The organism is Methylocystis sp., from assembly GCF_050246715.1.
Classification (GTDB): domain Bacteria; phylum Pseudomonadota; class Alphaproteobacteria; order Rhizobiales; family Beijerinckiaceae; genus Methylocystis.
The window spans coordinates 1-13790 of sequence record NZ_JBFWVN010000026.1 but is presented as its reverse complement, the minus strand read 5'-3'; the positions used below and the strand labels follow the sequence as shown (position 1 = coordinate 13790).

At 60.1% G+C, this 13790-nt stretch carries 13 protein-coding genes; 9 read left to right on the top strand and 4 right to left on the bottom strand.

Annotated elements, in window-relative coordinates; all coding sequences use genetic code 11:
* The first annotated feature begins 2 nt into the window (after positions 1 to 2).
* On the top strand, positions 3 to 1616 hold the full coding sequence (locus tag AB7I51_RS09840) for a GMC family oxidoreductase (RefSeq protein WP_428404136.1): 1614 nt from the start codon (positions 3 to 5) through the stop codon (positions 1614 to 1616).
* Positions 1617 to 1642: 26 nt separating this feature from the next.
* On the opposite strand, the gene AB7I51_RS09835 is transcribed toward AB7I51_RS09840, so the two are convergent.
* Positions 1643 to 2755: a glycerol dehydrogenase gene (locus AB7I51_RS09835; protein WP_428404137.1), complete on the bottom strand. Its 1113-nt coding sequence runs from the start codon at positions 2753 to 2755 to the stop codon at positions 1643 to 1645.
* 60 nt (positions 2756 to 2815) lie between these two features.
* On the opposite strand from AB7I51_RS09835, the gene AB7I51_RS09830 reads away from it, so the two are divergent.
* Both AB7I51_RS09830 and AB7I51_RS09825 read left to right on the top strand, forming a co-directional pair.
* A complete protein-coding gene (locus AB7I51_RS09830; RefSeq protein ID WP_428404138.1) occupies positions 2816 to 3016 on the top strand; it encodes a hypothetical protein in 201 nt (66 codons plus the stop codon).
* Between the two features lie 133 nt (positions 3017 to 3149).
* Positions 3150 to 4124 (top strand): amidohydrolase family protein, encoded by a 975-nt coding sequence (locus tag AB7I51_RS09825; protein WP_428404139.1) that lies wholly within the window; start codon positions 3150 to 3152, stop codon positions 4122 to 4124.
* 159 nt (positions 4125 to 4283) lie between these two features.
* On the opposite strand, the gene AB7I51_RS09820 is transcribed toward AB7I51_RS09825, so the two are convergent.
* Positions 4284 to 4622, bottom strand: a complete 339-nt coding sequence (locus tag AB7I51_RS09820; protein WP_428404140.1) for an STAS domain-containing protein — start codon at positions 4620 to 4622, stop codon at positions 4284 to 4286.
* A 112-nt stretch (positions 4623 to 4734) separates the two neighbouring features.
* Between AB7I51_RS09820 and AB7I51_RS09815 the strand changes: the two genes are divergently transcribed.
* From AB7I51_RS09815 to AB7I51_RS09800, 4 genes are all read left to right on the top strand, one after another.
* Positions 4735 to 6657, top strand: a complete 1923-nt coding sequence (locus tag AB7I51_RS09815) for an MFS transporter (RefSeq protein ID WP_428404141.1) — start codon at positions 4735 to 4737, stop codon at positions 6655 to 6657.
* Complete coding sequence (locus tag AB7I51_RS09810) at positions 6654 to 7082, top strand: ATP-binding protein (RefSeq protein WP_428404142.1); 429 nt, start codon at positions 6654 to 6656, stop codon at positions 7080 to 7082. The genes AB7I51_RS09815 and AB7I51_RS09810 overlap by 4 nt, the downstream gene beginning before the upstream one ends.
* Positions 7079 to 8377, top strand: a complete 1299-nt coding sequence (locus AB7I51_RS09805; protein WP_428404143.1) for a PP2C family protein-serine/threonine phosphatase — start codon at positions 7079 to 7081, stop codon at positions 8375 to 8377. The genes AB7I51_RS09810 and AB7I51_RS09805 overlap by 4 nt, the downstream gene beginning before the upstream one ends.
* 332 nt (positions 8378 to 8709) lie before the next feature.
* On the top strand, positions 8710 to 10134 hold the full coding sequence (locus tag AB7I51_RS09800) for an aldehyde dehydrogenase family protein (protein ID WP_428404144.1): 1425 nt from the start codon (positions 8710 to 8712) through the stop codon (positions 10132 to 10134).
* A gap of 29 nt (positions 10135 to 10163) precedes the next feature.
* Here the strand turns inward: AB7I51_RS09800 and AB7I51_RS09795 are convergent, their stop codons facing one another.
* Positions 10164 to 10982, bottom strand: coding sequence for an alpha/beta hydrolase (locus tag AB7I51_RS09795; protein WP_428404145.1), 819 nt, complete (start codon positions 10980 to 10982; stop codon positions 10164 to 10166).
* Positions 10983 to 11161: 179 nt separating this feature from the next.
* Positions 11162 to 11992: an OmpA family protein gene (locus tag AB7I51_RS09790; RefSeq protein ID WP_428404146.1), complete on the bottom strand. Its 831-nt coding sequence runs from the start codon at positions 11990 to 11992 to the stop codon at positions 11162 to 11164.
* 107 nt (positions 11993 to 12099) lie between these two features.
* On the opposite strand from AB7I51_RS09790, the gene AB7I51_RS09785 reads away from it, so the two are divergent.
* Together AB7I51_RS09785 and AB7I51_RS09780 are read left to right on the top strand one after the other, a co-directional pair.
* Positions 12100 to 12306 (top strand): hypothetical protein, encoded by a 207-nt coding sequence (locus AB7I51_RS09785; protein WP_428404147.1) that lies wholly within the window; start codon positions 12100 to 12102, stop codon positions 12304 to 12306.
* Positions 12307 to 12397: 91 nt separating this feature from the next.
* Positions 12398 to 13516, top strand: coding sequence for a hypothetical protein (locus tag AB7I51_RS09780; RefSeq protein ID WP_428406188.1), 1119 nt, complete (start codon positions 12398 to 12400; stop codon positions 13514 to 13516).
* The last annotated feature ends 274 nt before the right edge of the window (positions 13517 to 13790 follow it).

The following is a 13790-nucleotide window of genomic DNA, read 5'->3' as shown; positions in this document are numbered from 1 at the left end:
ATATGGACCTTCATACCGACATATTGGTCATCGGCTCTGGCGTCGCCGGCGCGCTGGTCGCCTGCAGCGCGGCGCGAAAGGGCGCGAAGGTCGTCATCATGGAAGCTGGCCGCGAAGTGGATCGCGCCGCCGCCGTGAGTCGCTTTCAAAGCGCATTTCCCAAGACGCCCGAATCGGCCTATGCGCAATCCGCATTCGCGCCGCATCCCGAAACGGAGAAGCCCTACGGCTTCTATGCGCAAAAAGGACCGCATCCGTTCGGTTCGACTTATTTGCGCCAGGTCGGCGGCACGACATGGCATTGGCTCGGCTCGGCCATTCGGCTGGTGCCAGACGACTTCAAAATGAGATCGCTCTTTGGCCTCGCCGTTGATTGGCCAATTTCCTACGCCGATCTCGAACCATGGTATTGTCGGGCGGAGCAGGAGCTCGAAGTCGCCGGAGACAATGCCGACGAACTTGGTTCGCCACGCTCCGCCCTCTACCCTTTTCCGCCGATTGCGCAAAGCTTTCTCGATCTCGCATGGCGCGACGCCTTGCAGGCGTCGAACTATAAGGTGCGCCCAACGCCGCAGGCCCGACTGTCAAAACCGTCAGGCGATCGGCCGCCGTGTCGCGGCAGCGCCAGTTGCATTCCGATCTGTCCGATCCAGGCCAAATATGACGCGACTATTCACGTCGCGCGCGCGCAATCTCTCGGCGCGCGACTGCTGACCGAAACCTGCGCCAATTTCGTTGAATGCGCCGGAGACGGACGCGTCGAAGCGGTCAGATTCATGCGTTCGGATGGTTCGACGGGACGCGTCGTCGCGCGCGTCATCGTCATCGCCGCCAATGGCGTCGAAACGCCACGGCTTCTCCTGGCGTCGGCCTCGGAAGCCGCTCCCGCCGGCGTCGCCAACCGCTCCGACCAGCTGGGGCGAAATCTGATGGATCATCCGATCCAGCTCAGCTGGGCGCTCGCGCGCCGGCCGGTCTGGCCTTATCGCGGACCCGGCGCGACATCCGGAATCGAGAATTTCCGGGACCTGAAGGATCGCGCCGAGAATTCTGCGCTGCGTTTCGAAATCGGCAATGAAGGCTGGAGCTGGCCGAAGGGCGCGCCAGAGTCGACCGCGCGCGAACTGGCGATGAGCGGACTGCGCGGAAGGGCGCTCGATGCGGCGCTCAGGGATCAGACGTCACGGCATATCCGCATTGCCGCATTGACGGAGCAATTGCCTCTCGCGAGCAACAGGGTCACGCTTGATTCGACGCAGATCGAAAGGACCGGCCTGCCGCGCCCGGCGATCTTCTATCAACTCGACAGCTATATCCAACGTGCGCTCGCCAACGCCAGACATATGCATGAAGATATGTTTGCAAGAGTTGGCGTCGAAGCCTTTTGGCACAAGGATGGCGCGCAGGCCGCCGGCCATATCATGGGCACGGCGCGCATGGGCGATGATCCGGCGGCCTCGGTCGTCGACAGGAATTTGTGCGCTCACGGACATTCGAATCTTTTCATCGTCGGCGCTTCCGTTTTCCCGACCGGCGGAACCGCAAATCCGACGCTCACCATCGCCGCGCTCGCCCTTCGCGCCGCGGACGCGGTTCTTTCCGCTTTGAAGGAGTAGGCGGCGCAGCCGATATGCGATCCTGCTTACCGCGAAGCTCGCGCCTTGAAGGCCGCGCCGATCGCGTCCGCCGCATAAATTGCGTCCACAAGATTTGCGGTGTTCACCTCGAAAGGTTCGTTATGCGCGCTTTCGCCGGGAGCGACGGCGCGTTCGGCGATAGCCCGCGCCTTCTCACGCGGTAAACTTTGGAGACCGAGTTCGGCAAGCGTCACAGGCAGGCCGACCGAGACGCAAAAACCCATGGCCTCTTCGACCGTGGCGCTCGGCCTGCCTTCAAGAATAAGCTGCACCAAGGCGCCGAAGGCGACCTTTTCGCCGTGCAGCCGATCATGCGTTTCCGGCGCAGCGGTCAGCCCATTATGGACCGAATGCGCCACCGCAAGCCCACCCGACTCGAATCCAAGGCCGGAGAGCAGCGTGTTCGCCTCGATGATGCGTTCAAGCGCCGGCGTGATCGAGCCGGTCCGTGCGGCAGCGACGGCCGACGCTCCCTCCTCGAGCAGAGTTTTGTAGCAGAGCTCCGAAATCGCCGCGGCGGCGATCGTGCTCAGGCCGCCGACGACATTCTTTCGATGTGCGCGGATCGCGGCGTCCGCTTCGAAATGGGTGGCGAGCGCGTCTCCCATGCCGGAAATCAACAAGCGCACAGGGGCGCGCGCAATGATCGTGCTATCGACGAGAACGAGATCGGGGTTGCGCCGGTAATAGAGGTATTTCTCGAATAAGCCGTCCTCGGTATAGACGACCGACACCGCGCTGCAGGGCGCATCGCTCGACGCGGTCGTCGGACAGCAGACGACCGGCAGATCGAGTTCAGCGGCGACAGCGCGGGCCGCATCCAGCGTCTTGCCGCCGCCGGCGCCGACGATCGTCGAGGCGCAGACGCGCCGCGCCTCTTCCTTGCCGCGCGAAATCTCCGCAAATGAACATTCCCCGCCGAAATCCATCAATGCATAATCGAGTTCGGCGGCTTGAAACGTCTCGCGCCACGTCAGCTCCAGCTCCCTGCGGGCGCTGGCGCTTGCGATGATCAACGGCTTTTTCGCGATGCCGAGCCGCGAGAGTTCGGACGCGAGCGACCGCGTCGCTTCGCGGCCCTGAACATATCTCGCGGGAGAGCAGAAAACCGTCAGCATGTGGGCAATCCGACGCGAAGTGAAGAGTTGCGATTTGAGAGTAAATATGGCCACGACGCAATGCGCCTGCTGACCTCCTTAAGCGATTCATCGAGCGCGCTCAAACGGCGGATCGAGCGCGAACGGCGTCGCAGCATTGCGCGCACCCAAACGGGCCACATTACAAACTACGAGACATCGTCTAAAAAAGCGCTGGCTGTGCGCACAGTCCTGCCCGAGCGCGTCTCGGCGCCAAAATCCCGCCAACAGGGAATTTCGTAAAAAGAGCCTCGTTGCGGCGTTTTCATTTGCCTCCACACCCGTAAAATCTATGTGCTAAAGCGCGGACCCGGACTGTCGTGGATAAACGCAGCGCGCCAAGCGGATCAATTTTACGGTAGGGACAGGTGGCGGCATGAAAGGAAAAATCGGCCTCGAAGAGCATTTCTCGCATCCCGACACGCTTGGCCGCTCGCACGAATATTGCGTGGAGGCAAAATGGGGCGAGTTGAGAAGGCGTCTCATGGACGTCGGCGACGTTCGTCTGAAGCTCATGGATCAGCACGAGATGGAAATGATGATCATCTCGCTAAATTCGCCGGCGATCCAAGCAATCAGCGACGTTCCCAGGGCGATTGAGATGGCGAAGCAGGCGAATGATTTGCTTGCCGAACACGTCTCGAAAAGATCCGATCGGTTCCGCGCCTTCGCGGCATTGCCGTTGCAAGATCCGGAGGCCGCCGCCCTCGAGGCGCACAGGTGCATCTCTGACCTCGGTTTCGTCGGCGCGCTTGTCAACGGATTTTCGCAGGTCGGAGACGAAGAGTCGGCCGTCTATCTGGATGACGGCCACTACCAAGGTTTTTGGACTGAATTTGTGAAGCTAAACAGACCTTTTTACTTGCATCCGCGCGATCCTATCTCATCGCGGTCTCGCATCTACGACGGTCACCCTTGGCTGCTCGGTTCTGCATGGGCCTTCGGCGTGGAGACAGCGACGCATGCTCTCAGACTGATGGGCAGCGGTCTATTCGACCGGCATCCAGACCTCCAGATCATCATGGGTCACCATGGCGAAGGTCTCCCCTTTCTGATCTGGCGCGTCGATCATCGCGTTGCGACCGCGCCGAGAGGCATAAAGATCAAAAAGACTTTTCAGGAGTATTTCCATCAGAATTTCTACGTCACAACCTCTGGTTCGTTTCGGACACAAGCGTTGATCAACTCCATCTCGGAAATCGGCTCGGACCGGGTCCTATTCTCGACCGACTATCCCTTCGAGGAAATCAGCGACGCGGCGAAATGGTTCGACGCGGCGAGTATTGCTGAAAACGATCGGGAGAAGATTGGTCGCCTAAACGCGATCAGGCTTTTCAAATTAGCCGCCTAAACGATCGGCATTGATCTCACTGTTCCAAATGCCGCTCTTAAACTAACGTTTGAACTGGATCACGCGAGGCGCGCCGACCATGAGCCGCATCCTCCCTTAAGCAACGCCGCCGCCTGTTTCAAATCGTTTGATGACGGGTACTTACGCGCAGCCCTTACTTCAACTCCGAAGCGCGGCGGAGGCGGCCGCCACGCCCGCGTGAGCGCCCAGCAACGCGTCGAAGCCGCTTACCGACATCACCTCCTTCACATTGCCGCACAGCCCGCAAAGCGTGAGCGCGCCACCCAGCGATTTGGCTTTCTTCGCGACGATGAGAACCGCTCGCAAGCCTGCGGAGCTGACGTAATTGACTTCGGCAAAATCAACGACGACCCTGTTGGGTCCTTCTGCGATCAGCGCTGCGCATTGTTCTTCGAAAGACGCCGCCGAACTGCTGTCGATGCGGCTTTTCGGCCTGACCACAAGCAGCCCATCGGAAATCTCGTGCGTGAGCTCCATTTGCTTTCCCCGGTGACGGTTGCGCAATCGCCGTTTATTTATTGCGAAGTCCTGAAAGCCATAAACCCCTTTCCTGTCCGTCGTCCAGGCGCCGCCTCCTCGGGGAACGAAGATGACCGTAGCTTTAGATCGCCCACTAAGAGATGCGCCCGCATCGCAGATCGGCCTCGTCGAGGAATTTCTGCTGCTCACGCTGGAGGACAGCGGCGGCGAATTCGACAGCGTGCCCGAAATTTATCTCAACTGCGGAATCGCCGGCGCGGCGCTGATGGATCTCGCGCTGCGTGACCGCATCGACTCGGACCTCGATGGCGTCTTCGCGGTGGACACGACGCCAACGGGCAACGAGATTCTTGATCAGGCGCTCGCCGATATCGTTATCGAGCCGCGTCGTCTCGGCGCGCAACATTGGATCACGCATCTGTCGCGCAGCGCCCCCGCCATGCGCCAGGCCGCGCTCTCCAATCTCTGCGCGCGCGGGATTCTGCGCCAGAGCGATCACGCCTTTCTCTGGGTGCTCAAGGAACGTCGCTATCCAGTCGTCGATGGGCAAAAGCGGCAGGAGGCGAAAAAGCGTATCCTCGCCCTACTTTATAATGACGATATTCCCACGCCTGCCGACGCCGCGCTGACGTCGCTCGCCGACGCCTCCTTCGTCTTTGAGCGCATCCTAACGCCGAAGGAACTCGAGAGGGTCAGGCCGCGCATTCGCCAAATCGCGCGCATCGATCTCATCGGAGGCGAGATCGCGCGCACGGCTCATCAGGTGAATCTCGAGACGCGCGCCGCCGAGCGGCGGACGGTGCTCGCAGGCCTAGCTGGCAATGTGGTCGAATGGTACGATTTCGGGGTCTATGGTTTCTTCGCGGCGACGATCGGCGCGCAATTCTTTCCTTCTGAAGATCCTTCCGTTTCGCTGATCGCCTCGTTCGGCGTGTTCGCCGTGGGCTTCATCGCGCGTCCGCTCGGCGGGCTGCTCTTTGGCCATATCGGCGACCAGCTGGGCCGGCGCGCGGCGGTCGTCAGCTCCGTCATCTTGATGATCGTTCCGACCCTGCTGATGGCGCTTCTGCCGACCTATCGGCAAATCGGCCTCGCAGCCCCTTCGCTCCTGATTCTGTTGCGCCTGGCGCAGGGCCTCGCCGTGGGCGGCGAATATACGACATCCATGGTTCTTCTCGTCGAAGATGCCCAGACCCGCCGGCGCGGCTTTGTCGGCAGTTTCGCCCCCTTCGGCGCGCTGGGCGGCTTGCTTCTCGGCTCGGCGGTCGGCGCGGCGCTCACGGCCTTCCTGCCCGAGACGGCCACCGCTTCGTGGGGATGGCGGCTCGCGTTCTTCACCGGGTTGCTCATCGGTCTCGTCGTCTTTGTCATTCGCCGCCGCCTGCCGCCCGATCCCGCGATCGTCCAGACGGAGGAAGCGCGCAAATCGCCGCTTCTCGACGCCTTCCGCACGCAGTGGCGCACGATCTTCAAGGTCGTCGGCTTCACGCTCGGCAATGGCGTCGGCTTCTATCTCTGCTTTGTCTATGTCTCGACCTGGCTGAAGGAACAGCAGCATCTTTCCGCCTCGACAGCGCTAACGCTCAACAGCATCGCTCTGTTCTTCATGCTGATCATGACGCCGCTCGCCGGCGCGCTCTCTGACAGGATCGGGCGCAAACCGGTGCTGATCATGGGCGCGTGTGGGCTCGCCCTATTCTCGTGGCCGCTATTCTGGCTGATGAGCAGCCCGCATCTCGGCGCCATCCTGGCCGGACAATGCGCGTTCGCGCTGTTCATGTCCTGTTATGGCGCAAGCCCGGCCTTTCTCGTTGAAGCCTTCCCCAAACATGTCAGATGTTCTGGCCTCTCCGTCGGCTATAACCTCTCGCTCTCGGTTTTCGGCGGAACGGTTCCAATGGTTGCGGCGTCCCTCATCAAGCTCACCGGAAACCCACTGTCTCCGGCGTTCTATCTTTCGCTTGCGGCGATCATCTCCTTGTCGATGGCGCTGCTCATCGGCCCCGACTCGGAAGAAGCAGCGACGCCTTGATTGGCCCCCAACCGACGCGGCGCGTCAGCCTTAGCGTCACCGACGGCGATATTTCGAACGCCGTCGGCTGGATCGCGTCCGAGTCCGAGGCGCTCGGCGTGACTGAGCGGCAGCGTTTTGGCGCGCAACTTTGCGCCGAGGAGATCCTCATCAACGCCGTGAGTTACGGCGGGCGTCCGCATCTGACCTTCATCATCACGCTCGAATTTCTCGACGATCGACTCCGCCTGACTCTCCAGGACGATGGCGCCGCGTTCGATCTTACCGAGGCGCCTGCGAGAAACATTGACGCCACGCTTGAACAAGCGCAGCCGGGCGGATGGGGCGTCGCCCTGGTTCGCCGCTTCGCGGATCATGTCCATTGCCGTCGTGATGGCGACACAAACGTCGTCGTTCTTGATTTCGTCGGCGCGCCTGACGCATGACTGCGCCCGACAAGGACCCGTTGGAGATCATGAATCCCGCGACGCGCATTGCGATTGAAAAGCTTCTGGCGACTGCGCGCAGGATTGACTTGCAAACCGGCGACACGCTCGTTCGGCAGGGCGAGGCGAGCGACTCCGGCTTCTTCCTCGCGGAAGGCGCTGTCCAAGTCTATGCGGAAACAGCCTATGGCGCCGCGCCGCTCGCGACGCTGGAGGCGCCGCGTCTCATCGGCGAAATCGGCGCCTTCGCCGGACTGCCCCGAACGGCCAGCGTCAAGGCTATGACAGCTGCGCGCCTGTATGAGATCAGCCGCAGCGAACTTGTCGAGCTCGGCCGACAGTCGCCCGATCTTCTTTTGGCGGCGCTGGAGCAGCTCGGCCATCATATCGCGACCGTAAATGAAGCCTTGGCGCTTTACGCCAACGCCCTCGCTGCGCTCGAAGAACGCGAGTTCGACAGCCGCATTCTTGCGGATCTCGACAATCCGCCGCCGGCGCTTGCGACTTTCGCGGCGGCGTTCCATCGGTTTGCCACCGAGATTATCGGAAAGCGACGCCGCGAGGATGAAATGGCGAGCGCGGCGCTCATCCAGCAGTCGCTCCTTCCCAAGGAGGCAACGATCAATGACCGCCGGCAAGACGTGGAAATCGCCGCGCGGATGCGGCCGGCCCGCGACATCGGCGGCGACTTCTATGATTTCTTCGTCCTGGACGACGACAGGATCGCCTTCGCGATCGGCGACGTCTGTGGCAAGGGAACGCCTGCAAGCCTCTTCGCATCGATCGTGGTGACGCTTCTAAGAACGCTTGGCCGCGACCGACAGGATGTCATGACGGTTGTCAATCGCGCAAACGTTCTGCTTTGCGAGGATAATGACGCGGCTATGTTCGCGACCGTATTTTTCGGCGTTCTCGATCTACGCGATGGCGAGATAAGCTACGCCAACTGCGGCCATGTCGCCCCGGCGCATCTCTCCGGGAGTGGACAGATCACGCGCCTCAGAGCGACAGGCGCAGCGCTCGGGATCGATCCCGCCCGCGACGCTCAGGCGATGACGAGGCGGTTTGAACCGGGCGACAAACTCATCCTGGTCACAGACGGCGTTACGGAGGCAATGAACGCCGCAAAGGAGGAATTCGGAGAGCAGCGGTTCGTGGCGGTGATCGAGACAGGGCCGCAGGAGCCGCCTCAGGATTTGGTGTCGCGACTCTTTGCCGCCGTCGACGCCTTCGCGAAGGGTGAGGAGCAGTCGGATGACATCGGCTGTCTGACGATCGAGCGAATACGTCGCTAGGCGCCGCGGAACTGAGAAAGGCATTAGACATACGCCGCGCTCCAGGGAAAAGGGAACGCCGCCCGTTACCCGATTGTCACTTATTTACCTGTCGGGCTTCGTCCCCCGGATCAGAGAAAGCAGATCGGGTCAAGTTGCTGTCGAGAGGTCGCCTTTTCGCCCGCAGAGATATGCAACGCGTTTGCATTCGCGAAAAATAGGTTGACGACATGCGAGCTGCGCAGGAAGTTTGGTAGTCTCATCCCGGTCTACAATCGTTCCCAGAGTCGGCCTGACCGAACGGCCGTGACGTTCGCGTTCTTGGCTTGATGCTTCAGTCGGAAAGCGGGCAAATGCGCAACTACCTGAAGTTTTACATTGAAGGGAAGTGGGTCGAACCCGCAACGCCGAAGACGCTTGAGGTGATCAATCCCGCCACAGAAATGGTATGCGGCCAGATCTCGCTGGGTTCGATCAGTGATGTTGATCGCGCCGTCAATGCTGCGCGCGAGGCCTTCACGACCTTCTCGCAGACTGGCCGGAAGGAGAGGGTCGAGCTGCTTCAACGGATCGTTGCTGAACTCGACAAGCGCCACGAGGACTTAGCGAAGGCGATCACAGAGGAAATGGGCGCGCCGGTTTGGCTAGCGCAGCGCGCCCAAGCCGCCATGGGCCGAGCGCATTTCATCACTGCGATTCAGGTGCTTGAGAATTACAAGTTCGAGGAGCTTCGCGGCACGACGTTGATTGTCAAGGAGCCGATTGGCGTTTGCGGCTTCATTACGCCGTGGAACTGGCCGCTCAACCAGATCGCCTGCAAGGTCGCGCCTGCGCTGGCGACGGGCTGCACAATTGTCTTGAAGCCTTCCGAAATCGCGCCTTTCTCGGGCCAGATCTTCGCCGAAGTCCTCGACGCGGCGGGCGTCCCGCCTGGCGTATTCAATCTTATCAATGGCGACGGCCCGACGGCGGGCGCCGCAATCAGCTCGCATCCTGGCGTCGACATGGTGTCCTTCACGGGTTCAACCCGTGCGGGCGTCGAGGTGGCAAAGAACGCCGCGCCAACCGTCAAGAGGGTGAGCCAAGAGCTGGGCGGCAAGAGCCCGAACATCATCCTCGAAGATGCTGACATGAAGAGCGCCGTCGTTGATGGCGTGCGCGCAGTCATGATGAACTCGGGTCAATCCTGTAATGCGCCGACGCGCATGCTCGCGCCACAAACAAGGATGGACGAGGTCATCGGCATCGCCAAAGCGGCGGCGGAAGCGACGACGGTCGGCGATCCGAATGGCAATGCTCAAATCGGGCCAGTCGTTTCCGAGGCGCAATGGATGAAGATCCAGCGCCTGATCCAGACAGGGATTGAAGAAGGCGCGAGCCTCGTCGCCGGCGGCACAGGCAAGCCTGAAGGCCTGGAAAGGGGCTATTACGTCAAGCCGACCGTCTTTGCGAATGTTTCAAACAATATGACAATCGCTCGCGAGGAGATTTTCGGGCCTGTTGTGTCGATCCTGGGCTACGATACGATCGACGAGGCGGTCGAGATCGCCAACGACACCCAATATGGTCTCGCAGCTTATGTTTCTGGGAAGAACTTGGATAAAATGCGAGAAATCGCTTCTCGTCTACGGGCGGGCCAAGTGAACCTAAACAATGCGCCCATGGATTTGATGGCGCCTTTCGGCGGCTATAAGGCCTCCGGCAATGGCCGGGAATGGGGCGACTATGCATTTGCCGAATTTTTGGAAACAAAGGCGATCCTGGGCTTGACACAATAAAGCGCAACACAGCGCTAGGATCATTGGCGTCAAGGATGAGTTGTCGAGGCTTGCGCATCGATCCATTCGCACACGCGGGGAAAGACATCCGGGAGGTCTAAAACGAGATGGTCGCCACCCGACACGCTCACAAATGTCTTCGGCTCATTAGCGAGCGCGAATAGGCTTCTGGCTGAATTCATCGGAATGACGTCGTCCTTCTCTCCGTGCACCATAAGCACAGGAATATGGACGTCACGGATCGCGAGATCGGAACGGAAACGATCGAGCATCAACCAATTGACCGGAAATATCGGGTAGAGCGTACGGGCAACGTCGAGCGCCGATAGATAAGGCGCTTCGAGGACGATTGCTGAGGCGGCGTGGGTGGCGGCGAGCGCAATGGCGACGCCCGTGCCAAGCGACGCCCCCATCAGAATAATGCGGTGATTGTTGTAGCCAAGCGCTCGAGCTTCACGATACGCAGCTTCACTGTCTCGGATCAAGCCGGCCTGCGTTGGAGAACCGGTCGAGCCGCCATAGCCGCGGTAGGAAACGGCGAGAAGACCGTAACCCCTGTCGAGAAACAGGCGGAAACGAGGGACCCGATCAATAAGCGCGCCGCCGTTGCCATGAAAATAGAGAATGAGCGGCCGACCGTTTCTCGGCGCAAAATGCCAAGCGACGAGCGTTTCTCCGTCATCGGTTCGAACGCGCAGATCTTCTCCGCCGTTCAGGCCGCTTTGCGCCAGTTGCGTGAGATGAGGGTCGGGAAAATATTGGAGCTTACGCTGAACGGCGGCCAAGACGACGGCGGCCAAAATATAAGTCCCGGCGAGCGCCGTCACTGTCCCTAAGAGAAGGCTCATATCGACGTTGTCACGTTGGCGAGCTTTTCTTGTCAATAGCGCCCGCCTCGCTGCGAACCCTCGCCCACGAAAACAAAGGCGCGTCTGAGGCCCGCGGATCAAGAACGCCATCGAAATCGGCGATCCCGGCTCAATATGACAATGCCGGCAGATTGCAGACGCTCAGCGTCGCTGGGCGATCATTTCTTCCTGACATCGATCCAGACATAGCCCGGCCGTGCAGGCGCCGATGCGCGCAGGGAGGCTCTCGCCTCGTGCGCCGCCGTAACGAAAGAGTGTCCGATGCCGAGGCGCATCAACTCTCTCCGGACAGTTTTGGCCCGTCGCGCGGACAGACGCGCGGTTTGTTTGGCGCTGCCGCCAGCATCGCTATGCACGCCGACCACAGCGTGCGTGCCTGGATATTCTCTCAATGTTTCTGCAAGTTTTTGAAGCTCTTCGCGCGCGGCCGCCGTGAGCGTCGCCGCGCCAGGATTGAAGGCGACCCGACCGAGTTCGAACGAAGCTTCCTTTCCAGGCCCGTTTGCTAGGAACGAGCGGAGTCTGGTCTCGAAGTCTGGCGCCTCGACACTCTTTGGATTTGCATTGGCGGCAGCTTCGCTTTGCGGCAGCGGCGCCGGAGCTGTTTCGACGGACTTCTCTCCATCGCTGGCGGCAGCTTCGCTTTGCGGCGGCGGCGCTGGAACTGTTTCGACGGACTTCTCTCCATCGACGGATTGAGACTCAAGGTCATTTACCTTCGAAGCAGAGCCCATGATCGGGCTCGAGGGGACTTGAGGGGTGAACAGCCACACCAATCCCAAGATAATGGCGACAGCAATAGCGAGACCTAGCGCCGTCCCAAAAGGACGCAGGCCCTTTTGCTCGGAGAGCATCAGATCCGCTTGGTCAATGTCGCGCTTGCGCTCGATCTGCGTCAGCAGCCGGCCTCGGTATTGGCTCCACACCCAAGCCTGCGGAACTCCTGCGCCATCGGCTTCGCGCCGCCCTATTTTGCCTGCGGCCATCATCGATCTCACAGTCCTGACGGTAAGGAAAACGCCACGCCAGAGTCGCCTTCATCGGCTGGCGTCGCGCCTATGCTCTATTTAGGGCTACAAGCGCGGGAGTTGATATTATGAACATCGAAGCGATCATCTTCTATGTTATCTTCATCGACGCGATCAGCGCCAATCTCTTAGTCCTATTCGGGAGCGAGTGGCACGTCCGACATTTCCGAACATTGTCTCGCTGGTTTCCAGCGGCCGAAGGCTGGGCGCTCTACTATTTGGCGCTCGTCTTGTGGGTGGGTTCGCTTCTCTACCGCGCCGGCAAGCTAATTTGATCCCCGCATTGAACAGCGTGAGCATCCGCACACTCTGATGCCGGACCGATATGGCGGAGCTCGTCAAGGCCAAAAAGGAGCGATCTAGCGGTTGCCGACCATCACGACCCAAGAGAGTGAGCTGCTGAAGCCCGTATATGCGCGACGCGGCTTTCTTCCGGAAACTGATCCGCTCGCCGCCTTTCCGTCGAGTTCGCCTTATGCCGCGCTCGACGAAATCGGGCGCGATCTACCCAGCCTCCTCCATGACAAAGGGTTCCGGGCCTATGCGCGCGCTTTGCGCATTCCAAAGTGGGAAGGCGCTGCTTCCGAGACGACTCTTCCGCAGCTTCGTCTCTATTATGTGCGAGTCGGGTTTCTGGCGTCCGCCTATGTTAATCAAGTCGGAGAGGAACCGGCTACGACTCTCCCCCACAACTTGGCCGAACCGCTCACTGATGCGGCGAAACGGCTCAAACGCCCGCCGATCCTCAGTTACGATGGCTATGCTCTGTACAATTGGAAACGCTTGCGCAAGGACGGGCCGATCGCGCTGGGAAACATCGATACGATCCAGAACTTCGTCCATATGTACGACGAGCATTGGTTCATCCTGGTGCATGTCGAGATCGAAGCCATCGGAGCGGAAATTCTGGGAGCGATTGCGACGATCAAGCGCAGGCTGATTGAAGATCGAGCTGCTGATCTTAGCGCGGAGCTTTGGCGCATCGAAAAGGCCGTACGACGACAGGTGGAAGCGCTAAAACGCATTCCTGAGCACATGGATTCCAGTCTTTATTACAAGACCTTCCGACCCTACATCCGATTTTTCGAAAATGTGACGTACGAAGGCGTCGACCAAACCGCTATGCAGTTTCGTGGCGAGACAGGCGCGCAAAGCAGCATCATGCCGACGCTCGTCGCTTTTATGAAGATCCCTCATAAGCGCTCCGTACTCACGGATCATCTCGCTGATATGCGCAAATACATGCCGGCCGAGCATCGGGCGTTGATCGAAGAAGTTGAGGCGATGCCCGACATCCGCAGCCCCGCGAACAAAAGCGCCTACAACGCAATTTTGGAGGCGATGGCGGCTTTCCGGCGGGTCCATTACGGCTGGGCTGAGGAATATATCAATCGTTGGACTGATGATCCACGAGGAACAGGCGGCACTCCCTATATGCAGTGGTTACGACAGATGCTCGTCGAAACCGAGGAGCGCCGTCTTTAAGTCGAAAGCGTGCGACTTCCCCCTTGCTCCGCGAAAGATCCGATGCTCGGCGCTCCAGCAGCTTCGAAGGCGTCGCGAGGGATTTGTCGCGTCGTCGAACGATCGACGTGAGTGGCGGGATCAAAGCCTGACATATTTGCCTAAATCGTCATCCGTGAAGAACTCGCAAGGCGTTGACGTGACGAAGTTTTGAGACCTGCGGAAGTAATCGTTTCCGCAGGTTTTCACTGCGCGGGATGCTGTTTGCTTGCAAATTGATCCGGCGCCGCTGTCG